The organism is Variovorax sp. 679 (assembly GCF_003952185.1).
Classification (GTDB): domain Bacteria; phylum Pseudomonadota; class Gammaproteobacteria; order Burkholderiales; family Burkholderiaceae_C; genus Variovorax.
Map to the genome: position 1 here is coordinate 49,310 of NZ_RXFS01000010.1, position 23,708 is coordinate 73,017.

Annotated in this window: 21 protein-coding genes and 3 tRNA genes; 10 read left to right on the plus strand and 14 right to left on the minus strand. The window is 66.3% G+C overall.

Annotated features, from left to right (window positions below; all coding sequences use genetic code 11):
• Positions 1-4: 4 nt before the first annotated feature.
• Positions 5-769 carry an SDR family oxidoreductase gene (locus EJO71_RS24710; RefSeq protein WP_125951495.1) on the minus strand — a complete coding sequence of 255 codons (765 nt, stop codon included), beginning with the start codon at positions 767-769 and terminating at the stop codon, positions 5-7.
• 64 nt (positions 770-833) lie between these two features.
• The gene (gene rnr / locus EJO71_RS24715) at positions 834-3,131 is read right to left on the minus strand and encodes a ribonuclease R (protein ID WP_125951557.1); all 2,298 of its coding nucleotides are present in this window, start codon (positions 3,129-3,131) and stop codon (positions 834-836) included.
• 54 nt (positions 3,132-3,185) lie between these two features.
• Between rnr and EJO71_RS24720 the strand changes: the two genes are divergently transcribed.
• Both EJO71_RS24720 and EJO71_RS24725 read left to right on the plus strand, forming a co-directional pair.
• Positions 3,186-3,270: transfer RNA gene (locus EJO71_RS24720), tRNA-Leu, on the plus strand.
• Between the two features lie 209 nt (positions 3,271-3,479).
• A tRNA-Leu gene (locus EJO71_RS24725) sits at positions 3,480-3,564 on the plus strand.
• A gap of 81 nt (positions 3,565-3,645) precedes the next feature.
• On the opposite strand, the gene rimO is transcribed toward EJO71_RS24725, so the two are convergent.
• From rimO to EJO71_RS24755, 6 genes are all read right to left on the minus strand, one after another.
• Positions 3,646-5,052 (minus strand): 30S ribosomal protein S12 methylthiotransferase RimO, encoded by a 1,407-nt coding sequence (rimO, locus tag EJO71_RS24730; protein ID WP_125951494.1) that lies wholly within the window; start codon positions 5,050-5,052, stop codon positions 3,646-3,648.
• Between the two features lie 78 nt (positions 5,053-5,130).
• Complete coding sequence (gene phaR / locus EJO71_RS24735; RefSeq protein WP_125951493.1) at positions 5,131-5,691, minus strand: polyhydroxyalkanoate synthesis repressor PhaR; 561 nt, start codon at positions 5,689-5,691, stop codon at positions 5,131-5,133.
• Positions 5,692-5,765: 74 nt separating this feature from the next.
• On the minus strand, positions 5,766-6,134 hold the full coding sequence (locus EJO71_RS24740; RefSeq protein WP_125951492.1) for a hypothetical protein: 369 nt from the start codon (positions 6,132-6,134) through the stop codon (positions 5,766-5,768).
• A 171-nt stretch (positions 6,135-6,305) separates the two neighbouring features.
• A tRNA-Val gene (locus EJO71_RS24745) sits at positions 6,306-6,382 on the minus strand.
• A 48-nt stretch (positions 6,383-6,430) separates the two neighbouring features.
• Complete coding sequence (locus EJO71_RS24750; protein WP_240651519.1) at positions 6,431-8,620, minus strand: bifunctional (p)ppGpp synthetase/guanosine-3',5'-bis(diphosphate) 3'-pyrophosphohydrolase; 2,190 nt, start codon at positions 8,618-8,620, stop codon at positions 6,431-6,433.
• A gap of 74 nt (positions 8,621-8,694) precedes the next feature.
• Positions 8,695-9,687 (minus strand): alpha/beta hydrolase, encoded by a 993-nt coding sequence (locus EJO71_RS24755; protein WP_125951490.1) that lies wholly within the window; start codon positions 9,685-9,687, stop codon positions 8,695-8,697.
• Between the two features lie 26 nt (positions 9,688-9,713).
• On the opposite strand from EJO71_RS24755, the gene EJO71_RS24760 reads away from it, so the two are divergent.
• Positions 9,714-10,484, plus strand: a complete 771-nt coding sequence (locus tag EJO71_RS24760; protein ID WP_125951489.1) for a 3-hydroxybutyrate dehydrogenase — start codon at positions 9,714-9,716, stop codon at positions 10,482-10,484.
• 27 nt (positions 10,485-10,511) lie between these two features.
• Here EJO71_RS24760 and EJO71_RS24765 read toward each other — a convergent pair whose 3' ends face one another.
• Together EJO71_RS24765 and EJO71_RS24770 are read right to left on the minus strand one after the other, a co-directional pair.
• Positions 10,512-11,222: an SIMPL domain-containing protein gene (locus EJO71_RS24765; RefSeq protein WP_125951488.1), complete on the minus strand. Its 711-nt coding sequence runs from the start codon at positions 11,220-11,222 to the stop codon at positions 10,512-10,514.
• Positions 11,223-11,295: 73 nt separating this feature from the next.
• Entirely contained in the window at positions 11,296-11,634 is a 339-nt protein-coding gene (locus EJO71_RS24770; protein ID WP_240651513.1) for a hypothetical protein, read from the minus strand.
• Between the two features lie 193 nt (positions 11,635-11,827).
• On the opposite strand from EJO71_RS24770, the gene ompR reads away from it, so the two are divergent.
• The gene (gene ompR / locus EJO71_RS24775) at positions 11,828-12,559 is read left to right on the plus strand and encodes a two-component system response regulator OmpR (RefSeq protein WP_007837017.1); all 732 of its coding nucleotides are present in this window, start codon (positions 11,828-11,830) and stop codon (positions 12,557-12,559) included.
• A gap of 74 nt (positions 12,560-12,633) precedes the next feature.
• The gene (locus EJO71_RS24780; protein ID WP_125951556.1) at positions 12,634-14,058 is read left to right on the plus strand and encodes a sensor histidine kinase; all 1,425 of its coding nucleotides are present in this window, start codon (positions 12,634-12,636) and stop codon (positions 14,056-14,058) included.
• Positions 14,059-14,081: 23 nt separating this feature from the next.
• On the opposite strand, the gene ispF is transcribed toward EJO71_RS24780, so the two are convergent.
• Positions 14,082-14,570 carry a 2-C-methyl-D-erythritol 2,4-cyclodiphosphate synthase gene (gene ispF / locus EJO71_RS24785; protein ID WP_125951486.1) on the minus strand — a complete coding sequence of 163 codons (489 nt, stop codon included), beginning with the start codon at positions 14,568-14,570 and terminating at the stop codon, positions 14,082-14,084.
• The gene (ispD, locus tag EJO71_RS24790) at positions 14,567-15,289 is read right to left on the minus strand and encodes a 2-C-methyl-D-erythritol 4-phosphate cytidylyltransferase (protein WP_125951485.1); all 723 of its coding nucleotides are present in this window, start codon (positions 15,287-15,289) and stop codon (positions 14,567-14,569) included. Before ispD ends, ispF begins: the two co-directional genes overlap by 4 nt.
• Before the next feature lie 119 nt (positions 15,290-15,408).
• On the opposite strand from ispD, the gene mfd reads away from it, so the two are divergent.
• Genes mfd through EJO71_RS24805 form a run of 3 tightly spaced genes read left to right on the plus strand, consistent with a single transcriptional unit; the run spans position 15,409 to position 20,659 of the window.
• Positions 15,409-18,891: a transcription-repair coupling factor gene (gene mfd / locus EJO71_RS24795; RefSeq protein ID WP_125951484.1), complete on the plus strand. Its 3,483-nt coding sequence runs from the start codon at positions 15,409-15,411 to the stop codon at positions 18,889-18,891.
• Complete coding sequence (serB, locus tag EJO71_RS24800; RefSeq protein ID WP_125951483.1) at positions 18,888-19,598, plus strand: phosphoserine phosphatase SerB; 711 nt, start codon at positions 18,888-18,890, stop codon at positions 19,596-19,598. The genes mfd and serB overlap by 4 nt, the downstream gene beginning before the upstream one ends.
• Positions 19,595-20,659 carry an Ldh family oxidoreductase gene (locus EJO71_RS24805; protein WP_125951482.1) on the plus strand — a complete coding sequence of 355 codons (1,065 nt, stop codon included), beginning with the start codon at positions 19,595-19,597 and terminating at the stop codon, positions 20,657-20,659. Before serB ends, EJO71_RS24805 begins: the two co-directional genes overlap by 4 nt.
• A gap of 7 nt (positions 20,660-20,666) precedes the next feature.
• On the opposite strand, the gene EJO71_RS24810 is transcribed toward EJO71_RS24805, so the two are convergent.
• Positions 20,667-20,990 (minus strand): DUF6172 family protein, encoded by a 324-nt coding sequence (locus EJO71_RS24810; RefSeq protein ID WP_125951481.1) that lies wholly within the window; start codon positions 20,988-20,990, stop codon positions 20,667-20,669.
• A 90-nt stretch (positions 20,991-21,080) separates the two neighbouring features.
• On the opposite strand from EJO71_RS24810, the gene EJO71_RS24815 reads away from it, so the two are divergent.
• Positions 21,081-22,103, plus strand: coding sequence for a histone deacetylase family protein (locus EJO71_RS24815; protein WP_125951480.1), 1,023 nt, complete (start codon positions 21,081-21,083; stop codon positions 22,101-22,103).
• A gap of 69 nt (positions 22,104-22,172) precedes the next feature.
• Complete coding sequence (locus tag EJO71_RS24820) at positions 22,173-22,400, plus strand: hypothetical protein (protein WP_093202405.1); 228 nt, start codon at positions 22,173-22,175, stop codon at positions 22,398-22,400.
• 13 nt (positions 22,401-22,413) lie between these two features.
• On the opposite strand, the gene EJO71_RS24825 is transcribed toward EJO71_RS24820, so the two are convergent.
• Positions 22,414-23,601: a PLP-dependent aminotransferase family protein gene (locus EJO71_RS24825; protein WP_125951479.1), complete on the minus strand. Its 1,188-nt coding sequence runs from the start codon at positions 23,599-23,601 to the stop codon at positions 22,414-22,416.
• Positions 23,602-23,708: the final 107 nt, after the last annotated feature.

Genomic DNA, 23,708 nt, shown 5'->3' on the forward strand with positions numbered 1-23,708 from the left:
AGCGTCAGCCGCGCCCGACGAAAGGCATCTTCGTCGCCATGATGGTGTGGAACAGCACGTTGGCCTCCAGCGGCAGGTTCGCCATGTAGAGCACCGACTGGCCGACGATCTTGACGTCGATCAGCGGCTCGATGGCCAACTCGCCGTTGGCCTGCGGCACGCCCTTGGCCATGCGCGCGGCCAGCTCGGTCATGGCGTTGCCCACGTCCACCTGGCCCACGGCGATGTCGTACTTGCGGCCATCGAGCGAAGCGGTCTTGGTCAGCCCCTCGACCGCATGCTTGGTCGCCGTGTACGCAGCCGAGTTCGGCCGGGGCGCGGTGGCCGAGATGGAACCGTTGTTGATGATGCGGCCGCCCATCGGCGTTTGCGCCTTCATCGTGCGGAAGGCCTGCTGGATGCAGAAGAACATGCCGGTCAGGTTGATGTCGACCACGCCCTGCCACTGCTCGGGCGTCCAGTCCTCGAACGGGCCCGGCGGGTTGCCCACGCCGGCGTTGTTGAACAGCAGGTCGACGCGGCCGAAGCGCTCGACAGTGGCAGCGAACAGCGCCTGCACCGAGCCGGCATTCGACACGTCGGTCGGCACGGCGAAGGCGCGCGCGCCAGCGCCCGACTCTTCCGCCACCTGTTCCAGCGGCTCCAGCCGGCGCCCCGCCAGCGCCACGCTCCATCCGTCGCCCAGCAGCGCCAGCGCCGCGGCGCGGCCGATGCCGGAACCGGCACCCGTGACGATGGCTATACGGCCCTTGTTGTCTTCAGCGCTCATGCTGTCTGTCTCTTTCTCTTTTCGGTTTGTCGATGGGATGGTTCGTACGGTGGACGGAGCGTCATCAGCGGCGCGGCTTGCGCCCCTTGCCCTTCATCTTGCTCGCGGCCTTCTTGACCGCCGACTTGAAGGCCTGCATCGCCGACTGGGCCCCGGCCGCGGCCGAGGTGGGGCGCTCCGCGCGCGGCTCGGCCTTGCCGGCTTCCGCCTTGTGGCGCGTGCTGCGCTTGGCCGAGGCCTTGACCGGAACGCCCGATGATGCGGCGCCCTTGTCCTTCATCGCGCGGGTCGTCAGTTCTTCGCCTTCGCGCACGAGGCGGAAGTCGATCTTTCGACCGTCCAGGTCGACGCGGCTCACCTGCACCCTCACCCGCGTGCCGATGGCATAGCGGATGCCTGTGCGCTCGCCGCGCAGCTCCTGGCGCATCTCGTCGAACTTGAAGTATTCGCCGCCGAGCTCGGTGATGTGCACCAGGCCCTCGACGTACATCGCATCGAGCGTGACGAAGATGCCGAAGGTGGTGGCCGCCGTGACCACGCCGCCGTACTCCTCTCCGAGGTGCTCGCGCATGTACTTGCACTTGAGCCAGGCCTCGACGTCGCGGCTTGCCTCGTCGGCACGACGTTCGTTGGCGCTGCAATGCAGGCCCGCGGCTTCCCATGCCAGCACTTCCTTGCTGGGCGCGACGGTCGCTTTCTGCGGCTTGGCCGTGGGTGCCTTCACGCGCGACGCGAGCCGCTTGGCCAGCTTGGCATGCGCTTCGCCGGGTGTGGGCAGCATGGGCAACTGGTAGCGCGTGTTACCCAGGATCGCCTTGATCACGCGGTGCACCAGCAGGTCGGGATAGCGACGGATCGGGCTCGTGAAGTGCGTGTAGGCCTCATAGGCCAAGCCGAAGTGGCCGCTGTTGATCGGCGTGTAGATCGCCTGCTGCATCGAGCGCAGCAGCATGGTGTGGATCTGCTGCGCGTCAGGGCGCTCCTTGGTGGCCTCCGCAATCGCCTGGAACTCGCCCGGCTTGGGGTCGTCGGTGATGCTCAGGCCCACGCCCATGGCCTTCAGGTAGCCGCGCAGGATTTCCTTTTTCTCGGGCGTGGGGCCTTCATGCACGCGATACAGGCCCGGGTGCTTGCCTTCGGCGATGAAGTCGGCGCTGCAGACGTTGGCCGCGAGCATCGCTTCCTCGATCAGGCGGTGCGCCTCGTTTCGCGTACGCGGCACGATCTTCTCGATGCGGCCGGCGTCGTCGCAGATGATCTGCGTCTCGGTGGTCTCGAAATCGACCGCACCACGCTTGCCGCGCTGCTTGAGCAGCGCCTTGTAGACGTCGGCGAGGTTCAGCAGGTCCTTGACGCGATCCTTGCGCTTCGCCGCTTCGGGGCCGCGCGTGTTGCCGAGGATGGCTGCCACCTCGGTGTAGGTGAAGCGCGCATGGCTGAACATCACGGCCGGGTAGAACTGGTAGGCGTAGATCTCGCCGTCGGCCGCCACCAGCATGTCGCACACCATGCACAGGCGCTCGACCTCGGGGTTCAGCGAACACAGGCCGTTCGACAGCTTCTCCGGCAGCATCGGGATCACGCGACGCGGGAAGTAGACGCTGGTGGCACGGTCGTAGGCGTCGATGTCGATGGCCGAGCCGGTCTGCACATAGGCGCTGACGTCGGCAATGGCCACCAGCAGGCGCCAGCCCTTGCCACGGCCCACCTTTGCGGGCTCGCAGTACACGGCGTCGTCGAAGTCGCGTGCGTCTTCGCCGTCGATGGTGACGAGCGGAATGTCGGTGAGGTCGACGCGCCCCTTCTTGTCGGCGGGACGGACCTTCTCGGGCAATGCCTTGGCTGCCGCCAGGCATTCCGCGGAAAACTCATGCGGCACGCCGTACTTGCGCACGGCGATCTCGATCTCCATGCCGGGGTCGTCGATCTCGCCCAGCACCTCCTTCACCCGGCCCACGGGCTGGCCAAACAGTGCCGGCGGCTCGGTGAGTTGCACGACCACGACCTGCCCCACCTTCGCGGGGCCGGTTGCCCCCTTGGGAATCAGGACGTCCTGGCCGTAGCGCTTGTCTTCCGGTGCGACGAGCCAGATGCCGCCTTCGTGCAACAGGCGGCCGATGATGGGCTGCTCGGGGCGCTCGACGATTTCCACCACGCGGCCCTCGGGGCGGCCGCGGCGGTCCTGGCGCACGATGCGCGCCTTGACGCGATCCTTGTGCAGCACCGCGCGCATCTCGTTCGGCGGCAGGAAGATGTCTGCTTCACCATCGTCGCGCTGCACGAAGCCGTGCCCGTCACGATGTCCCTGGACAGTTCCTTCGATTTCGTCCAGCAAGCCGCTGGAAGTAACATTATTTTTGATATGATCTCCTTCTTTCCTGAAATTCAAAACGCAGTTGCTTCTGCAACTACGTGGGCCCAGATGGCGGAATTGGTAGACGCACTAGTTTCAGGTACTAGCGAGTAACATCGTGGAGGTTCGAGTCCTCTTCTGGGCACCAAGTTTAAACAGACCTTTACCGGGTCAATCGATTCAAGCCACCGGCCTCCGGTGGCTTTTTTCATTGCCGATCGAATCCGCATCGAAAGGCCAGCGCAACCGGACAGGCAAGAGCCGGACAAGTGCCAAATTTTTTCCGCGCGACCCGTTTTTTCCAGGCCACCTCGACAAATTGTGTATACTCGCAGTCTTTGCTGAAAAGCAGAGTCAGCCCAGATGGCGGAATTGGTAGACGCACTAGTTTCAGGTACTAGCGAGTAACATCGTGGAGGTTCGAGTCCTCTTCTGGGCACCAAATCCGAATTGACCCCCGCCAGGTCATCCGAAAGAAGCCACCGGTCTCCGGTGGCTTTTTTCTTGTCCATCCGGATCGGCATCAGATGGGCAGTGCGATCAGGTCGTGGCCCTCGGCACCCACGATACGCGCGCGGGTGAACTCACCCACCTTCAGCGTCTTGCTGATCTTCTCGGGCGGCAGCAATCGAACGGTGCCGTCGATTTCCGGCGCATCGGCATACGTGCGCCCCACCCCGCCCTTGCGACCCATGCCTGGAGCCGAATCGACCAGCACCTGCATCGTCGAACCGATGCGCCTTTGGAGCTTGGCGATCGACACAGCCTCTGCAACCTCCATGAAGCGCGCCCGACGCGCCTCGCGCTCTGCCTCAGGCAGCATGCCCGGAATGTCGTTGGCAGTGGCGCCCTCGACGGGGCTGTAGGCGAAACAGCCAGCGCGATCGATCTCTGCCTCGCGAATGAAGTCGAGCAGGTGCTCGAATTCCTGCTCCGTCTCGCCAGGGAAGCCTGCGATGAAGGTGCTGCGAATCACGAGCTCCGGGCACACCTCGCGCCAACGCGCCAACCGCTCCAGGTTCTTCTCGCCGCTCGCCGGACGCTTCATTCGCTTCAACACATCGGGATGGCTGTGCTGCAAGGGCACATCAAGGTACGGCAACACCTGGCCGCTCGCCATCAAAGGAATGACCTCATCGACGCTCGGATACGGATACACGTAATGCAGGCGGACCCACGCACCGTACGGCTCGGCAATCTCGCCCAGCGTGCGCACCAGTTCGAGCATTCGAGTCTTGACCGGCTTGCCATCCCAGAATCCGGTGCGGTACTTCACGTCGACACCATAGGCCGAAGTGTCCTGACTGATCACCAACAGCTCTTTCACACCGCCTTCGAACAAGGCCTTGGCCTCGCTGAGTACGTCGCCCACCGGCCGCGACACAAGATCGCCGCGCATCGAAGGAATGATGCAGAAGGTGCAGCGATGATTGCAGCCCTCACTGATCTTCAGATAGGCATAGTGCCGCGGCGTCAGCTTGAGGCCGGCGACACCGAAAGTGTTCGGCACCAGATCGATGAAGGGGTCGTGCGGTTTTGGCAGGTTGGCGTGCACTGCATCCATGACCTCCTGCGTCGCGTGCGGGCCGGTCACGGCAAGCACGCTCGGATGCATCTGGCGCACCAGATTGCCACCCTGGTCGCCGGTCTTTGCACCAAGGCAACCGGTGACGATCACTCGGCCATTCTCGGCCAGCGCTTCGCCGATGGTGTCGAGGCTTTCTTTCACGGCGTCGTCGATGAAGCCGCAGGTATTGACGATAACCAGGTCGGCGCCTTCGAAGGTCTTGGCGGTTTGATAACCCTCGGCGCTCAGCTGGGTCAGGATCAATTCGGAATCGGTAAGGGCCTTGGGGCAGCCCAGGCTCACGAAGCCGACCTTGGGGGCGGTCGGCGCGGTCGTACGTTCGGGGGAGGCAACTTCGCTCATATGCCTCTATTGTCCCAGCTATCGGTGACGGCGGGGCATCCGCCGGATAGCCTTCGCTTCCGGAAGACCGCGTTGCACTCAGGGACGCTTGATGCCAAAGGCCCCCAGCACCTGCTCGGTGTTCTTCTGCATCTGCTCTTGCATCTGCAGGAAGACATTCTTCGATTGCTCGACGTAGCTGCCCATCAGCCCCTGCAGCATGGGCGACTGCATGGTCATGAAGCGCGACCACATCTCGGGCGTCAGGCCCTCGGCCTTTTCAGCGAGCTGCGCCTGCACCTCGGTCATGGCCTGGATGTTCTTCTCGAGATACGGCCCCATGTAGCCCTGCATCGCCTGTCCGTAGAACCGGATGATGTTGGCCAGCACCTGCTCGGTGAACATCGGCGCGCCGCCCGCCTCTTCCTCAAGGATGATCTGCAGCAGGATGCTGCGCGTCAGGTCGTCGCCGGTCTTGGCATCGCGCACCACGAACTGGGCACTCTGGATGACCAACTGCTTCACCTCGGTCAGCGTGATGTACGTGGATGTCTCCGTGTCGTAGAGCCTTCTGTTCGGGTACTTCTTGATCACACGCTGCACCGGCTTAGCCCCGGACTTCTTGCTCTGCACTGCGGACTCCTTCACATGGACGCCCATGTCATCGGATGATTCTAGGGAGCGGTTTTGCTGCGCCGCGACAAGGTTTACCCTGACCAGCCCGGACACTTTCCTCAATCCGCCGATGTCGCGTACTCCGCGCCACACGCCTGGCAACCCGCCACCTCCGGCCGCTCTTCAGCGGCCTCACGGAATCGCAGCGGGCTTTTCTGCCCATACACGACCCAGCAGCGTGGACAGTGCTCCTGGCCCACCGTCGGCAGATAAGCGCGGGCGCGCTGCTCGGCACGCTCTTCGGTCAGCGGCATGCCATGACGTTGGGCACGCACAACTTCGCGCGCCGCCATGGTGTCGGTGCGCCCGCTTTCGTAGTCGTTGATGCCGTAGACAGCACGCGCAAACTCGATGGGAGCCTGCTTTAGCAACGCGGCCAGGCGCCTGTCGGCATGAGCCCGATCAACGAATGTTGATCGCGTATTCATCAGATCGCTTATCAAGAAAAATGGAATGGAGTTGCAGAGCGACCAAGGTAGCACGAGAACATGGCTAGGGTCTTTGCTTGCATCATCACAAGGGGATGAATAACGCACCGGGGAACCCGGTGCATGCTCTGTTCAACTGAACCGGTGGTTGGCCGGGATTGAAACAGAAATTGGTAGGCGCGATTGGACTCGAACCAACGACCCCCACCATGTCAAGGTGGTGCTCTAACCAGCTGAGCTACGCGCCTAAGGATGTGTCCGAGAAGCAGCTATTGTAGCAGGAGAAATCGCGTTTTTCAGCGACGACGTGCAGATCGCACACCAATAACTGCAGTGACCATTCCAAGAACCTGCGTGAGACGCGCTGCATCCGCGATCTCGACAGTGAACGTCATCCATGCAGTGCCCTTGATCGACTGCGTCTGCACGCCGATCACATTCATTTTCTCGCGCGCGAACACATCGGAGATATCGCGCAGCAGGCCCTGGCGATCGGCCGCCTCGACGGCCACGTCCACCGCATACACAGGCGCGTCGGCTCCCTTCTTCGCAACGCCCCACTCCACATCGATGACGCGCTCGCCATCCTTCGCGGCCATTGTGCGAAAGTTGCTGCAGTCACTGCGGTGCACGCTGACGCCATGGCCTCGCGTGACGAAGCCGCGAATGGCATCGGGCGGCGCCGGCTTGCAGCACTTGGCAAGCTGCGTCATCAGCGACGACACCCCCACCACGAGCACGCCGCCCTTGCCCGACTTCTCGCTGCCGCGCGCCTTCTTGATGAGCACACCATCGTCGGGGCCCGGTGCGGGCTCCGGCGGACGCAGCAGCGTCTCGATGTTGCGCAGCGAGAACTCGTCCTTGCCCACCACTTCGAACAGATGGTCCGCCGACTTGAAGCCGAGCTGCGAGGCCAGGTCTTCGAGCCGCACCGCCGTCTTGCCCTCGCGCTGCAGCAGCTTCTCGACCGCCTCGCGCCCGCGCGCCACGGTCTCGTGCGTGATCTGCGCGTTGAACCACGCGCGCACTTTCGCGCGCGCACGATGGCTGGCCAGATAGCCCAGCTCCGCATTGAGCCAGTCGCGCGAAGGCCCGCCTTCCTTGGCCGCGATGATCTCGACCGTCTGCCCGTTCGACAGCGGCGTGTTCAGCGGCACCATCGCACCGTCGACACGCGCCCCGCGGCAGCGATGGCCCAGCGTGGTGTGCACCGTATAGGCAAAGTCGACTGGCGTAGCGCCCTGCGGCAACTCGACGATCGCTGCGTCCGGCGTCAGCACGTAGATGCGGTCGTCGAACAGCCCCTGCCCCTGCAGGCCGCCCGAAAGATCGCGCTCCCACGCCAGCAGTTGCCGCAGCACCGCGATCTTCGCGTCGTATTCGCCGCTGGCCCACACGCCCGCGTAGCCTTTATGGCCCGCTTCCTTGTAAGCCCAGTGCGCCGCCACGCCGTGCTCGGCGTGATCGTGCATCTCCTCGGTGCGAATCTGGATCTCGATCGGCTTGCCCGCCTTGCCGTCCACCAGCTCACGCACCACCGTGTGCAGCGACTGATACCCGTTGGGCTTCGGCCGCGCGATGTAGTCGTCGAACTCCTCGTCGATGGGCTGGAAGTGCGAATGCACCCACGCGAGCGCGGCGTAGCAATCCTTGACGTCGGGCACCACCACGCGCAGCGCGAGGATGTCGAAGACCTGCTCGAAGTCGAGCGACTTGCCACGCATCTTCTTCACGATGCTGTAGATGTTCTTGGGCCGCCCCTGCACCACGGCCTTGACGCCCTCGGCCTGCAACTCGCGTTCGAGCTGCGAGCGCAGTTGCTCGACGTGTCCTTCGCGCTCGATGCGCTTCTCGTCGAGCAGGCGCGCGATCAGCTTGTAGGTTTCGGGCTCGAGGAAGCGGAACGACAGATCCTCGATTTCCCACTTCACCTGCCAGATACCCAGCCGGTTGGCCAGCGGCGCGAACACCTGCAGCGACTCTCGCGCCACGCCTTCGGGCGCCGGCTGCTTGCTCGCAGCCGCATGCCTCAGCGTCTGCAGGCGCGATGCCAGCCGCAGCATCACCACGCGCAGGTCGCGCGAGAACGCAAGCAGCATCTTGCGCACGTTCTCGGTCTGCGCACCGGCGCCTTCGCTGTGATGCCCCTGCGAGGCCGAGCGCGCCTGCTCCTGCACACGCACGAGCTTGGTCGTCTCGACCGCGAGCGCCGCGAAGTTGTCGCCGAACACCTTGGCGATCACTTCCTGCGGGCGGTTCAGGTGCTGGCATGAATAGACTAGGTAGCTCGCAGCCTGCATGGCCTCGGAACCGCCCATCTTCGCGACGATGGCGGCCACCGCGTCTGCGTGCGCGAGCGTGTTCTCGCCGGTGTCGAGCTTCTCGTCGGCGATCAGAGGCTCGGCGAAGGCACGCGCGCGCGCCAGCATGTTCTCCATCACCGGCGTGCGCTCGGCCGTTGCCGCGGACAGCGGATAGTCGACCATCATCGCGTCGGACGCGGATGTCGTCTGGAGACTCGAAGAATCGCGCTTCACGCTTCGCTCACTCAATCGCTCGATCAGTCGAAAAGGAAGTTGGTGACGGCGGCGATCTGTGCGGGGTCGACGAAGGTCGGCGCATGGCCCACGCCCTCGAACTCGACCAAGGTGGCACGCGGGCCGCGCTGCGTCATGGCCAGGGCCGTTTCGCGCGACAACAGATCCGACTCGGCACCGCGCGTCAGCAGCGTGCGCGCCGTGATGGCGTCGTACAGGCTCCACATGATCGCGCCGCCCTGCGCCGCGGCCTCGGGCGTGATGGCGCGAAGCGCCACGCCGATGGCCGGGTCGTAGTGAAGCAGCCAGGAGCCATCTTCACCGCCGTTCGCCTCCATCTTTGCAGAGCCGTCGGCAGTGCGCTGCGAGGCAGGCACGACCATGTGCCGCGACAGCGCCAGCCACTGGGCCGGTGTATGGGGGCCGAAGGTGGTCGACAACGCCCACATGGCATCGGCCGCCGCCTGCACGCTCTTGAAGCTGCCGTTCTTGCCGACATAGGCACCGATGCGCTGCAATGCGACCGGCTCGATCGTCGGGCCGACATCGTTCGCGACGAAGCGACGAATGGAGCGGGCCAGCGGCAACTCCTTGTGCCCCGCCAGCACGAAACCGATCAGCCCGCCCATGCTGGTGCCTAGGTAGTCGAGCGTGTCGATGGCCTGTTCGCGCTGCAGTTGCGCAATCAGCGCAACCATGTCGGCCGCGTACACCGGCACCTGATAAAGAGACGGATCGCGCAACCAGTCGCTGCGCCCGCGGCCCGCCACATCGGGGCAGACCACGCGCACCTTGCCGCCGGTGCGCTCGACGACGGCCTGCGCCAGCAGATCGAAATCGCGGCCCTGCCGGGTCAGCCCGTGCACGCAGATCACGACGTGTGCGCTGCCCGCGTCGCCCCATTGCCAATAAGCCATGCGATGGCCGCCTTGGGCGTCATCGCACGCCACGTAATGAAGCGTCGGTTCGGTCATGGAAACGATGTTGTTCTGGTGCGGATAATTGTCTCGTCGCATCCTAATTCATCCGGAGATTGATCTTCATGCTCAAAGGCAAAACCGCGCTTGTCACGGGGTCCACCAGTGGCATTGGCCTCGCCATCGCCAAGGCTCTCGCCCAACAGGGAGCAAACATCGTGCTCAACGGCTTCGGGGACGCCGAAGCACCCAAGGCCGAGATCGCGGCGCTCGGCGTGCGCGCCGAGTACCACGGCGCCGACATGAGCAAGCCCGACCAGATCGAGGACATGATGAAGTTCGCCGCGTCGAAGTTCGGCCGCGTCGACATCCTCGTCAACAACGCCGGCATCCAGCACGTGGCCAAGGTGGAAGACTTCCCCGTCGAACGCTGGGACGCCATCATCGCGATCAACCTCAACAGCGCGTTCCATACGACGCGCCTGGCGATCCCCGCGATGCGCGAGGCCAATTGGGGCCGCGTCATCAACATCGCGTCGGCGCACGGCCTCGTGGCTTCGGCGCAGAAGTCGGCCTATGTGGCGGCCAAGCACGGCGTCGTCGGCCTGACCAAGGCGGTCGCGCTCGAAACCGCGACCACCGGCGTCACGGTCAATGCCATCTGCCCGGGCTGGGTGCTGACCGCACTGGTACAGAAGCAGATCGACGACCGCGCGGCACGCGAAGGCATCACGGTCGCACAGGCGCAGAACGACCTGCTGGGTGAAAAGCAGCCTTCGCTGCAGTTCACCACCGTCGAGCAACTGGGCGGACTGGCCGTCTTCCTGTGCTCGCCGGCGGCCGACCAGGTCCGTGGCCAGGCCTGGGCCATGGACGGCGGCTGGACTGCCCAGTAATGGGTAGCCCGCCGGTACGCGCCTCTCTTATTTGAGCTGCACCGAGCCCGAGACGTTGACCATCACGCTGGTCTTGCCGGCCTCGACCGGCACGGCCGAATCGGCGGACGAGAACGACTTGGCCTGCACCGCCATCATGCGCGGGCGGATCGGGCCGTTGTCGTTCGCATTCACCGACACCTCGCGCAGTGTGTAGCCGCTGAAGCCGAAGCCCTTGGCGAGCTCGTCGGCCTTCTGCTTGAAGTTCTGGATGGCGATGGTCTGCGCCTCGGTCTCGGTCTTGGCCCGCTGTTCGCGGCTCAAGCCGAAGCCCACGTTGCCGACGCTGAGCGTGGTGATGCGCCCGGCCGTCTGCGTGATGCGCGGGAAGTCGCGGCCCTCGAGCACCAGCTCGGTCGAGCCCTGCCAGCCGTTGATCTTGCCGTCCTTGGTGTAGCGCGGCGACAGGCTGAAGTTTCCGGTGCGCACGTCGAGTTGGCCGGCCTGGGCGCTCTTCTTCGCTTCGGCCAGCGCGGCGTCGAGCGCTGCCTTCAGTTGCGTCTGCACGGTGGCCGCGTCATTCGCGTCGCGGGTGGTCACGAGCGTCATGCTCAGCATGTCCTGCTGGACTTCGACCGCACCCGATGCCATGAGCTGCAGCACGTTCTGGGGCGCCGGCGCAGCGGCGTTCTGGGCCAGTGCGGTGCCGGCAGCAGCCAGGGCAGTGCAGGCCGCGAGCAGTTTGATTTTTTTCTTCAAGGCGAATCTCCCGATGTTGGTATGAAAGGACTTGGCCTGCGCCCGCAGGCCGGCTCATCAGCGCTGCGCTGCGTCAGCGGCGCTGGCTGGACGGCGCGATGGGCAACGGGCGGGCCGCAGCCGGCGGCACCGGCACGATCCGCTCGGCCGGCTGCGATTCTGCCGAATTGAGCAAAGCACCCGTGGCGGGCGGGGTCCATTGGCCGCGAACCTGCTGTCGCAACTCGAACAGCTCGGCGGGCGTGAGGCGCCGCCCGGCAATGGCCTCTCCGCGGCGGACCTCCTCGCGCTGTGCGGCCCGGTGCGCCGCCACGGCGTCTCGTACTTCGCTGCGACGCGTTTCGCCCACCCTGAAAAAATCGCCGGACATCGCCAGCGAGGACCCGCAGGCGAAAACAAGGATGAACGGCAAGGCGGATGTAGGACGTCTCATTGATCGGAAGTCGGCAGGAAGCGCGACTTTGCCACCTCCCGGCTAACGTCGGATGACCAGACCGCGAGCGTCCGCAAGTTTTGTAACTTAGTGTCAAACCATAAGTAAATCCGGCTCAACGACCCCTCAACGCCTTCAGAATCGGCCCTGTTACAAATTCAACGTTGTAGAAATGACTCAAGTTCCCGCTCGCACCGACAAGATCGTGATCGTCGACGACGACGCCCGCATCCGCGACCTGCTGCGCCGCTACCTGACGCAAGAAGGATTCGAAGTGATCGTGGCCGAGGACGGCAAGGCGCTCAACCGCATCCTGTTGCGCGACACGGTCGACCTGATCGTGCTCGACCTGATGATGCCCGGCGAAGACGGCCTCTCCGTCTGCCGCCGCCTTCGTGCCGCCAACGACCGCACGCCGATCATCATGCTCACCGCCAAGGGTGAGGACGTGGACCGCATCGTCGGTCTCGAAGTCGGCGCCGACGACTACCTCGGCAAGCCTTTCAACCCGCGCGAACTGCTGGCCCGCGTCCATGCCGTTCTCCGCCGCCGTCCGCCGCTCGAGGCGCCGGGCGCCCCCTCCACCGAGAACGAGACCGTCACCTTCGGCCCGTTCGCATTCGACCTCGGCTCGCGCACCCTGAAGAAGGATGGCGAAGAACTCTCGCTGACCACCGGCGAGTTCGCGATGCTGAAGGCGCTGGTGCGCCATCCGCGTCAACCGCTGTCGCGCGAGAAGCTGGCACAGCTGGCGCGCGGCCGCGAGTTCGAGCCCTTCGACCGCAGCCTGGACGTGCAGATCTCGCGCCTGCGCAAGCTGGTCGAGTCCGACGCCGCTGCGCCGCGCTACATCCAGACCGTCTGGGGCGTGGGCTACGTGTTCGTGCCGGACGGCACGGCCTGACGCCACGTTGACAGGTGGCCGTCGGCCAAACCACCGGACCAGGCTCTGCCCAGGAGGACGGCGCGCAGGTCACGATGCCGAGCCCGCTCGAAGCGAGCGCGCAACGTGACCGCCGCCCCGGCCTCAAGCTGGGCTTCAGCCTTTTCTGGCGCACCTTCTTCCTGCTCGCTTTGCTGCTGATCGGCTGCACGGTCGCCTGGCTGCAGACCTTCCGTTCGCTCGAATACGAGCCACGCGCCATTCAAACGGCGCACCAGATCGCCTCGCTCGTGAACCTCACGCGCGCGGCGCTGGTGTATTCCGACGCCATCACCCGGGTGTCGCTGATCAAGACGCTGGCCGACCAGGAAGGCGTGCGCATCCTGCCGCGCGAACCCAACGACCGCTTCCAGCCCTACACCAGCGGCGCGCTCGACCTGCGCGTGACCGAGGAGCTGATCGACCAGCTCGGCGAAGGCACCACGGTTGCAAGCCGGGTGAACGACGAGGCCGGCCTGTGGATCGGCTTCACCATCGAGAGCGACACCTACTGGCTGCTGCTCGACCCGACGCGCTTCAGCCGCGTGGGCGGGCGAACCTGGCTGGTGTGGCTGAGCACCGCCATGGCGCTGTCGCTGGCCGGCGCGGCATTGATCACCCGGCTCATCAACCTGCCGCTCAAGCAGCTGTCGCGCGCGACCATGCAGGTGCGCGAGGGTGAATACGAGGCGCACCGGCTCGACGAGCGCGCCCGCACCAACGAAATTCGTGCGGTCAACATCGGCTTCAACCGCATGGCCGACCAGCTCGCCAAGATCGAGCAGGACCGCGCCATCATGCTGGCCGGCATCTCGCACGACCTGCGCACGCCGCTGGCCCGATTGCGGCTCGAAACCGAGATGAGCGTGGCCGACGAGGACGCGCGCGACCACATGGCCGCCGACATCGCCCAGCTCGACGCGATCATCGACAAGTTCCTCGACTACGCCCGCCCCGACCACGTCGACCCCAAGCCGGTGCTGCTGCGTGACGTGGTCGACGCCTGCACCTACGCCGTGCAGGACTACGAGGAGATGAACATCAAGGTCGAGGTGCCGCCCGACCTGCGCGTGATGGGCGACGAGGTCGAGCTCACGCGCGTCATTTCCAACCTGGTCGAGAACGCGCGGCGCTACGGCAAGACGCCTTCCACGGGCGTGGCCGACGTGACGATCCAGGCGCAGGCCAACAACGACGCGGTGTTGATCAAGGTGCGCGACCACGGCGCGGGCGTCGAGCCCGCCCTGCTCGCCCAGTTGACCAAGCCCTTCTTCCGCGGCGATGCGGCGCGCACCTCGGCCGCAGGCGCGGGGCTGGGCCTGTCGATCGTTGCGAAGAACATCGAGCGCATGGGCGGCACCTTCGCGCTGACGAGCACGCCAGGGCGCGGCCTGGCTGCGCACATCCGCATGCCCCGTGCGATGCCCCCCGGCGCCAGGCCGGGCGAGCCGCAGGGCAGCGGCGCCAAGAAGCCGGCCTGAGCGCCGGCCGCTTCCTTCTCTACTTATTTGTGGAGAAGAACGGCCGCGCGGGCTTCCATCGCGCGGCCCTCGCCCACCGGGCCCAGCTTCTCGGCCGTCTTGGCCTTCACATTCACCTGTTCCAGTGCCACGCCCAGCGTGTCGGCGATGCGCTGGCACATGAGCGGGATGTGCGGCGCGAGCTTGGGCGCCTGCGCGATCACGGTGCTGTCGACGTTGCCGATCTCCCAGCCAGCCGCGCGCACCCTGCGCGCCGCCTCGGCCAGCAGCACCGCCGAATCGGCACCGCGAAACTGCGGATCGGTGTCCGGAAAGTGCCGCCCGATGTCGCCGAGCCCCGCGCCGCCCAGCAGCGCGTCGGTGATGGCGTGCAGCAGCACGTCGGCATCAGAGTGGCCCAGCAGCCCGGTGGTGTGCGGCACCTCGACGCCGCCCAGGATCAGCTTGCGCCCCGCCACCAGCTGATGCACGTCCCAGCCTTCGCCGATGCGGATATTGAAAGCGCCGGTCATGCCAGACCCTTCCTGCGGCCCAGCAGAACCGCTTCGGCCAGGGCGAAGTCTTCGGGAAAGGTCACCTTGAAATTCTGGGCGCTGCTCGGCACCAGCAGCGGCGACAGGCCGATGGCCTCGATGGCGCTGGCCTCGTCGGTCACGGCGTCTCCGGTGCGCTCCAGCGCATCGAGCAGCATGCCGATACGGAACATCTGGGGCGTCTGCGCCAGCCATTTGTCGGCGCGAGACAGGGTCTGGGCCACGCGGCTTTCGGCGGTGGACGACTTCAGCGTATCGGCCAGCCGCTGCGCCAGCAGGCCGCCGACGGCGTCGTGCTCGCAGGCGGCGATCAGCGCCTCGATCTGGCTGGAGCTGACCAGGCAGCGCGCCGCGTCGTGCACCAGTACCCAGTCGTGCGCGCCCGCGCCCTTCTGCCTCAGCGCCACCAGTCCGTTGCGCACCGTGGCCGCCCGGGTCACGCCGCCAACGCGCAGCAGGTATTCGTTCTCCGAGGGAAAGCGCGGTAGCACCGCATCCACGTCCCGGTCGTCCGGCGACACCACCAGCGCCAGCCCGGCGAAGCGCCCCGCCAGTGCGCGGAAGGCCTCCAGCGTGTGGGCCACCATCGGCAGCCCGGCCAGGCGCCGGTACTGCTTGGGCTGCGTGGACTGCGCATGCCCCGCGCGGTGGCCGGAGCCGGCGCACGGGATCAGCACGAATAGTCGGGAAGAGGACATGAGGGCCCTGCGTCGGCTGCGGCCGACAAGCGGATAAAGGGCCGCCATTCTAGAATTGCCCGCTACGCACACCCCTCGCCAGCCGGCGCGGGGTGTTGTGCATTTCCATCAAGCGTTCCATGGACCTCCCCCACCTCACGGCGGGCAAGCGTTTCACGCTGCCGCGTCCCCCGTTGTCGGCCGATGCACTGCTGCTGGCGCAGCTGGCCATGCGCGAGAAAGCAGCCGGACGCGCCACCGCGATGTTCACGGCCGACGCCAACGACGCCCAGCGCCTGATCGACGAGATCGCCTTCTTCGCGCCCGACCTGCGCTGCGCCCTGTTCCCCGACTGGGAGACGCTGCCCTACGACAGCTTCTCGCCCCACCAGGACCTGATCAGCGAGCGCCTGGCCACCCTCTGGCGCATCAGCCAGAAGGAGGCCGACGTGGTGCTGGTGCCCGCCACCACTGCGCTCTACCGGCTGGCGCCGCCGTCCTTCCTGGCCGGCTACACCTTCCAGTTCAAGGCCAAGCAGAAGCTGGAAGAGTCGAAGCTCAAGGCCCAGCTCACGCTGGCCGGCTACACCCACGTGACTCAGGTGGTGAGCCCCGGCGAATACGCGGTGCGCGGCGGCCTGATCGACCTGTTCCCGATGGGTTCGCCCGTGCCCTTCCGCGTCGACCTGTTCGACGACGAGATCGACAGCATCCGCACCTTCGACCCCGACACCCAGCGCAGCCTCTACCCCGTGCCCGAGGTGCGGCTGCTGCCGGGCCGCGAGTTCCCGATGGACGACGACGCGCGCGGGCGCTTCCGCAGCCGCTGGCGCGAGCTGCTCGAAGGCGACCCGACCAAGAGCCGCATCTACAAGGACATGGGCAACGGCGTGGCCACCGCCGGCATCGAGTACTACCTGCCGCTGTTCTTCGACGAGACGGCCACGGTTTTCGACTACCTCGGCCCTGACGCCACCGTGGTGCTGCACGGCGACCTCGAACCCGCCTTCCAGCATTTCTGGCAGGACACGAACGAGCGCTACCGGCTGGTGCGCGGCGACCCCGAACGCCCGGCCCTGCCACCCGAGGCGCTCTTCCTGAACGCCGAGCAGTTCTACCAGCGCGCCAAGCCCCACGCGCAGCTCGCCATACGGGGCGACGTGACCACCGATGCGCCGTACGCCGAGTTCGACAGGCTGCCGCCCTTCGCCGTGGTGCGCGGCGCCGAAGACCCGCTGGTCGGCCTGAAAGCGCACATCGCGAAGACACCGCACCGCGTGCTGCTGATCGCCGAGAGCGACGGCCGCCGCGAGAGCCTGCTCGACTTCCTGCGCGCCAGCGGCGTGAGCCCGCCGGCCTTCGATTCGCTGGCCGAGTTCGAAGCCTCCGCCGACGAGAAGACCGGTATCGCCACCGCCGCGCTGGCCTCGGGCTTCGCGTGGCGCGAGCAAGGCATCGACTTCGTCACCGAGACCGAGCTGTTCGCCACCGCGCCCACCACGCGCCGGCGCAACAAGAAACAGGAACAGGTCAGCGACGTCGAGGCGCTCATCAAGGACCTGTCGGAGCTCAACGTGGGCGATCCGGTGGTTCACAGCGCGCACGGCATCGGGCGCTACCGCGGCCTGATCCACATGGACCTGGGCCAGGGCAACGGCCCCGACGGCAAGCCGCTGCTGCAGGAAATGCTGCACCTGGAGTACGCCGACAAGGCCACGCTCTACGTGCCCGTCTCGCAGCTGCACCAGATCAGCCGCTACACCGGCGTCAGTGCCGACGAGGCCCCGCTGCACAAGCTGGGCTCCGGCCAATGGGAAAAGGCCAAGCGCAAGGCTGCCGAACAGGTGCGCGACTCGGCCGCCGAGCTGCTCAACATCTACGCCCGCCGGGCCGCGCGCGAAGGCCATGCCTTCCGCTACTCGCCGGCCGATTACGAGGTGTTCGCCAACGACTTCGGCTTCCAGGAAACCGCCGACCAGAAGGCCGCGATCCACGCCGTGGTGCAGGACATGATCTCGCCCCAACCCATGGACCGCCTCGTGTGCGGCGACGTGGGCTTCGGCAAGACCGAGGTGGCGCTGCGCGCCGCCTTCATTGCCGTCACCGGCGGCAAGCAGGTCGCCTTCCTCGCGCCGACCACGCTGCTGGCCGAGCAGCACTACCAGACGCTGGTCGACCGCTTCGCCAAATGGCCGGTGAAGGTGGCCGAGATGAGCCGCTTCCGCTCGGCCAAGGAAATCACCGCCGCCGCCAAGGGACTGGCCGAGGGCCAGGTCGACATCGTGGTCGGCACGCACAAGCTGCTCTCGCAGTCGGTCAAGTTCAAGAACCTGGGCCTGCTCATCATCGACGAGGAGCACCGCTTCGGCGTGCGCCACAAGGAGGCGATGAAGGCCATGCGCGCCGAGGTCGACGTGCTCACGCTCACCGCCACGCCGATTCCGCGCACGCTGGGCATGGCGCTCGAAGGCCTGCGCGACCTGAGCGTGATCGCCACCGCGCCGCAGCGGCGCCTGGCCATCAAGACCTTCGTGCGCAACGAGGGCACCGGCGTGATCCGCGAAGCCGTGCTGCGCGAGCTCAAGCGCGGCGGGCAGGTCTACTTCCTGCACAACGAGGTCGAGACCATCGAGAACCGCCGGCAGAAGCTGGAAGAGATCCTTCCCGAGGCCCGCATCGCCGTGGCCCACGGCCAGATGCCCGAGCGCGAGCTGGAGCGCGTGATGCGCGACTTCGTGGCGCAGCGCTACAACCTGCTGCTGTGCTCGACCATCATCGAGACCGGCATCGACGTGCCGACCGCCAACACCATCGTGATGAGCCGCGCCGACAAGTTCGGCCTGGCGCAGCTGCACCAGCTGCGCGGCCGCGTCGGGCGCTCTCACCACCAAGCCTATGCCTACCTCATGGTGCCCGACACCGAGGGCCTGACCAAGCAGGCGGCGCAGCGGCTCGACGCCATCCAGCAGATGGAAGAACTGGGCTCCGGCTTCTACCTCGCCATGCACGACCTGGAGATTCGCGGCACCGGCGAGGTGCTGGGCGAGAACCAGAGCGGCAACATGATGGAAATCGGCTTCCAGCTCTACAACGAGATGCTCAGCGAGGCGGTTCGCGCGCTCAAGGCCGGGCAGGAGCCCGACCTGCTGTCGCCGCTGTCGGTCACGACCGAGATCAACCTGCACGCCCCCGCCCTGCTGCCCGACGACTACTGCGGCGACGTGCACCTGCGGCTATCGTTCTACAAGAAGCTGGCCACGGCGAAGACGCCCGACCAGATCGACACGCTGCTGGAAGAAATCGTCGACCGCTTCGGCAAGCTGCCGCCCCAGGCGCAGACGCTCATCGACACCCACCGCCTGCGCGTGCTCGCGCGGCCCTATGGCGTGGTGAAGGTCGACGCTGCGCCGGGCATCATCAACATCACCTTCAAGAAAGATCCGCCGGTCGATGGCATGGCCATCATCCAGCTGATCCAGAAGAACAAGCACATCAAGCTCGCGGGCAACGAGAAGCTGCGCATCGAGCGTGAGCTGAAGGAACCCAAGGATCGGGCCCAGATGGTGCGCGACGTGCTGCGCAGCCTGGGCCAACCCACAGTCAAGGAAACCGTCACCGCATGAGCGCTACTGAAATCTCCCCCGGCCTCGTCATCCAGCGCGTGAAGCCGCCGCTGAAGCTCGCCGACTTCAAACTGATCGCCTTCGACATGGACTCGACGCTGATCAACATCGAATGCATCGACGAGATCGCCGATGCCGTCGGCAAGAAGGCCGAAGTCGCCGCCATCACCGAAGCCACCATGCGCGGCGAGATCAAGGACTTCAAGGAAAGCCTGCGCCGCCGCGTGGCGTTGCTCAAAGGCGTGCCGGTCGAGGCGCTGCAACAGGTGTACGACGAGCGCCTGAAGCTCAACCCCGGCGCGAGCGAGCTGGTGGCCGCATGCAAGGCGGCCGGCCTCAAGGTGCTGCTGGTGTCGGGCGGCTTCACCTTCTTCGCGAACCGCGTGAAGGACCGGCTGGGCATCGACTTCGCGCGCTCCAACCTGCTCGACGAGGCCGGCGGCAAGCTCACGGGCGAGGTGGTCACACAGAGCTGGGGCGACATCTGCGACGGCGCCGAGAAGCGCCGCACGCTGCTCGAGGTGGCCTCGCTGATGGGCATCTCGCCGCAGGAAACCATCGCCGTGGGCGACGGCGCCAACGACCTGCCGATGATGGGCGAGGCCGGCCTTTCCGTCGCGTACCACGCCAAGCCGAAGGTTCGCGAGCAGGCCATGGTGGCCATCAACGAAGGCGGCCTTGACCGCGTGCTGGAAATACTGAAATGACCGACACCGCCCCGCTCTACCGTGCCGACGCGCTCAGGGACTACGCCAGTGCCTTGCTGCAGAAGGCCGGGCTCGCACCGTCGAAGGCCGACAGCGTGGCCCGCACGCTGGTCGAAGGCGACCTGCTGGGCCACGACACGCACGGCCTGGCCCTGCTGGCGGGGTACGTGAAGGAACTCGAATCCGGAGGAATGACGCGCGACGGCGCCCCCGAGGTGCTGTCCGACCGCCCCGCCGCCGTGCTGTGGGACGGCAAGCGCCTGCCCGGCCCCTGGCTCATGGACCAGGGCATGGACCTGCTCGTGCCGCGCGCCCGCGAGCTGGGCACGGCCTCGCTGGTCATCCGCCGCAGCCATCACATCGCCTGCCTTGCCGTCTACATGCTGCGCGCGCTGCAGGAAGACATGCTGATGCTGCTGGCCTGCTCCGACCCCAATGCCGCCAGCGTCGCGCCCTTCGGCGGCACACAGGCGGTGTTCACGCCGAACCCGCTGGCCATGGGCTTTCCGCTGTCGCAAGGCGGCGTGATGGTCGACATTTCGGCCTCCATCACCACCAACGGCATGAGCAACCGCAAGCGCGCGGCAGGCGAGACCTTCGCCGAGGAGTGGCTGATCGACGCCGCCGGCAAGCCGTCGAACGACCCGCAGGTGCTGTTCGACCAGCCGCCCGGCACGCTGTTGCCGGTCGGCGGACTGAGCCACGGGCACAAGGGCTACGGCATGGCACTGCTGGTGGAAACGCTCACGGCCGGCCTCGCGGGCCACGGCCGGGCCGACCCGCGCGAGGGCTGGGGCGCGACGGTGCACATCACGCTGCACGACCTGAACGCCTTCGGCGGCAAGGACGCCTTCCTGCGCCAGATGGACCATGTGGCGGCAGAGTGCCGCGGCAACGTGCCCATCGACCCGGCGAAGCCTGTGCGGCTGCCGGGCGAAGGCGGATTGAAGCGTCGGGAAGTTCAGTCGAAGGACGGGGTGCTGCTGCACCCGTCGATTGCGCGCTCGCTGCAGGATGCGGAGCAGCGCCACGGCCTGCGGCTGGCGCAGGCGCTGGTCTGAGCGAGGGTCAGTCTTCGGCGTCGGGCGACGCCGCTTCTTCGCCCGCGGGGCGCGGCTTGCGCTTGGCCGGCCTTGCCAGGATCTCGATGTAGAACTGCTTGCCGGCCTCTTTCACCACGCCGTCGATCAGGCCGGTGATGGCGGAAAGGTGAACGACTTCGGCCGATTCCTGCGACGCGCCGAACCTGCAGTCGAAGTCCCAGAAGTCGGCGCCTTCGGGCAATGCGCGCCGCCGTTCGCGCTTGATGTACTTGCGGATCTCGTGCTTGATGGCTTCGAGTAGACGGTCGGGGTGCTTGCCCTCGACCTGAAGCTGGAAGGTTTTTCTCATGGGTGATCGTAACCAATGTGGGATGGGCACCGAACTTGCTGGCTACCATGGCCGCCGGGCCCATTCCGCGGCGACCACGCCGAGTCATCCATGCTGACCTTTTTTCATCCGGAACAACTGTTGCACCACCCGCGCAGCTACCTGTCGCGCGGGCAGATGCGCACCCCGCAGGAAGTCCCCGAGCGCGCGCTGCGGCTCGTCGAAGCCGTGCGTTCGCTGGGCTTCGAGCTGCGGACGCCGGCCGATGCCGGCATGGCGCCCCTTTCCGCCGTGCACGGCGACGACTACCTGCGCTTCCTCGAGGAAGCCCATGCCGAATGGAAGCAGATGCCCTCCGACTGGGGCGACGAGGTGATGTCGAACATCTTCGTGCGCGAGCCCAACCGCCTGCGCGGCATCCTCGCCAAGGCGGCACGCTACCTGGCCGACGGCAGCTGCCCGGTCGGGGCCCAGACCTGGCGCTCGGCGTACTGGTCGGCCCAGAGCGCGGTGGCCGGCGCGGCAGCCATCACCGAAGGCGCCCGCGCGGCCTATGCGCTGTGCCGCCCTCCCGGCCACCATGCGCGCGTCGATGCCGCCGGCGGCTTCTGCTACCTCAACAACGCCGCCATCGCCGCCCAGGCGCTGCGCGGGCGCTTTGCCCGCGTGGCTGTGCTCGACACCGACATGCACCATGGCCAGGGCGTGCAGGAGATCTTCTATGGCCGCGGCGACGTGATGTACGTCTCGATCCACGGCGACCCGACCAATTTCTACCCGGCGGTGGCCGGCTACGAGGACGAGCGCGGGGCCGATGAGGGCGAAGGCTTCAACGTCAATTTCCCGATGCCGCACGGCGCACCGGAATCAGTCTTCTTCGAGCGGCTCGACGACGCGACGCAAGCGCTGCGCCGCTTCGCGCCCGACGCGCTGGTCCTGGCGCTGGGCTTCGACATCTACAAGGACGATCCGCAGTCGCAGGTCGCGGTGACGACCGAGGGCTTCGGACGGCTGGGCAAGGCCATCGGCGCGCTCGGCCTGCCGACGCTGATCGTCCAGGAAGGCGGCTATCACCTCGAGAGCCTGGAAGCCAACGCACGGTCGTTCTTCGGAGGATTCGCAACTGCAGCGTGATGGTCATGCCAGCGACCGGCGCCGCGCTGTGTACAGTCGGCGCTTCGAACGAAAGCAGGTGAAGACGACATGGCGCGCGCAAACGACTGGGCAAGCAAGGTGATGGCATTGATCAACGGAGGCAATCCCACCGCCGCCATCGCGCAGATCAAGGTCGCGCCCTCGGTCAAGGACCTGAAGGCGCTGCAGACCATCATGACGCTCTCGAAGATGAAAGGCCGCTATCCGAACGTGGATGCGGCCATCTCAGACAACCTGGACCTGCTCGCGGCGCCCAGGCTGCACCGGTCCCCCTGATCGACAGCGTCTTTTACAGCGCCTGGCCGAGGCGCTTCACGCCCTCTTCGATCTTCGCCACGTCGGCCGTCGCGAAGCTCAGGCGCAGCGTGGCCACGTCGGGCTTCTCGGCGAAGAACGGCGCGCCGGGCACGAAGGCCACGAGCTTCTCGATGGCGCGCTTCGCCAGCTCGTTCGCATCGGCCAGCTTGCCGTTGGCGCCCGTGAGGCGTGCCCAGAAGAACAGGCCGCCGTTGGGCTGGGTGAAGCTCACCGCATCGCCCAGCTCGCGCTTGAGCGCCGCGCCCATGGCCTGCGCACGCTGGCCGTACACCTCACGCACATGCGCCAGGGTTGCGGGCATGCGGCCGCTCTTGAGGTACTGGGCCGCCGTGGCCTGCGAGAAGGTGCTCGTGTGCGCGTCGCTGAACTGCTTGCACATGGTGGCCTTGGCCAGCAGCTCGGGCGGAGCGATCATCCAGCCGATGCGCAGGCCGGGGCTCAGCACCTTGCTGAGGCTGCCGCAGTGCGCGAGCAGCTCGCGGCTGCCGGGCACGTCCTTGCTCAGCGACATGATCGAAGGCGGCGGGGCTTCGCCGAAGTAGAGGTCGCCGTAGGGGTCGTCCTCGACGATCAGCGTCTTGTACTTCACGGCCAGCTCGAGCACCTTCTTGCGGCGCTCCAGGCTCAGCATGGCGCCGCTGGGGTTGCCGAAGGTGGGAATGAGGTAGACGAACTTGGGCTTGTGCTCGGCGATGAGCTTCTCGAGCTCGTCGGTCTTCACGCCGTTGGCGTCGATGGGCGCGCTGATGAGCTGCGCGCCGTAGAGGCGGAAGCACTGGATGGTGGCCAGGAAGGTCGGGCCCTCGACGATCACCTTGTCGCCGGGCGAGATCATGGTCTTGCCCAGCAGGTCCAGCGCCTGCTGGCTGCCGGTGGTGACGATCAGGCCGCTCGGCTCGACGTCGACCCCCTTGGTCTTCATGAAGGCGCCGAGCTGGGTGCGCAGCGGCTCGTAGCCTTCGGTGGCGCCGTACTGCAGGGCGGCGCCGGGTTCTTCGGTGAGTGCTTTATGGCTCGCCTCCTTGAGGCCCTCGACGTCGAACATGGCGCTGTCGGGGAAGCCGCCCGCAAAACTGATGATGCCGGGCTTGCCCAGCAGCTTGAAGAGTTCGCGGATGGCGGAGGTCTCGACGTTGTCGAGGCGGGAGGCGAATTGCATGGTCAGTCTCACTTTCTGGGTGCCATTGTCACCAAAGCCGGGGCAATAAAGCTGCGTAAGGCTATCGGCTTTCGACGATATATTGCGCGTGCCGCCCTCACGAAGCC

Bases quoted from the DNA above. Each gene is read 5' to 3' on its own strand.
- phaR (WP_125951493.1), bottom strand. From the start codon at position 5,691: ATGGGCGTCCATGTGAAGGAGTCCGCAGTGCAGAGCAAGAAGTCCGGG.
- EJO71_RS24760 (WP_125951489.1), top strand. From the start codon at position 9,714: ATGCTCAAAGGCAAAACCGCGCTTGTCACGGGGTCCACCAGTGGCATT.
- EJO71_RS24815 (WP_125951480.1), top strand. From the start codon at position 21,081: ATGCTGACCTTTTTTCATCCGGAACAACTGTTGCACCACCCGCGCAGC.
- ispD (WP_125951485.1), bottom strand. From the start codon at position 15,289: ATGTCCTCTTCCCGACTATTCGTGCTGATCCCGTGCGCCGGCTCCGGC.
- ispF (WP_125951486.1), bottom strand. From the start codon at position 14,570: ATGACCGGCGCTTTCAATATCCGCATCGGCGAAGGCTGGGACGTGCAT.
- ompR (WP_007837017.1), top strand. From the start codon at position 11,828: ATGACTCAAGTTCCCGCTCGCACCGACAAGATCGTGATCGTCGACGAC.
- EJO71_RS24780 (WP_125951556.1), top strand. From the start codon at position 12,634: ATGCCGAGCCCGCTCGAAGCGAGCGCGCAACGTGACCGCCGCCCCGGC.
- EJO71_RS24825 (WP_125951479.1), bottom strand. From the start codon at position 23,601: ATGCAATTCGCCTCCCGCCTCGACAACGTCGAGACCTCCGCCATCCGC.
- EJO71_RS24740 (WP_125951492.1), bottom strand. From the start codon at position 6,134: ATGAATACGCGATCAACATTCGTTGATCGGGCTCATGCCGACAGGCGC.
- EJO71_RS24710 (WP_125951495.1), bottom strand. From the start codon at position 769: ATGAGCGCTGAAGACAACAAGGGCCGTATAGCCATCGTCACGGGTGCC.
- EJO71_RS24755 (WP_125951490.1), bottom strand. From the start codon at position 9,687: ATGCGACGAGACAATTATCCGCACCAGAACAACATCGTTTCCATGACC.
- EJO71_RS24750 (WP_240651519.1), bottom strand. From the start codon at position 8,620: ATGGTCGACTATCCGCTGTCCGCGGCAACGGCCGAGCGCACGCCGGTG.
- serB (WP_125951483.1), top strand. From the start codon at position 18,888: ATGAGCGCTACTGAAATCTCCCCCGGCCTCGTCATCCAGCGCGTGAAG.
- EJO71_RS24810 (WP_125951481.1), bottom strand. From the start codon at position 20,990: ATGAGAAAAACCTTCCAGCTTCAGGTCGAGGGCAAGCACCCCGACCGT.
- EJO71_RS24820 (WP_093202405.1), top strand. From the start codon at position 22,173: ATGGCGCGCGCAAACGACTGGGCAAGCAAGGTGATGGCATTGATCAAC.
- rimO (WP_125951494.1), bottom strand. From the start codon at position 5,052: ATGAGCGAAGTTGCCTCCCCCGAACGTACGACCGCGCCGACCGCCCCC.
- EJO71_RS24805 (WP_125951482.1), top strand. From the start codon at position 19,595: ATGACCGACACCGCCCCGCTCTACCGTGCCGACGCGCTCAGGGACTAC.
- mfd (WP_125951484.1), top strand. From the start codon at position 15,409: ATGGACCTCCCCCACCTCACGGCGGGCAAGCGTTTCACGCTGCCGCGT.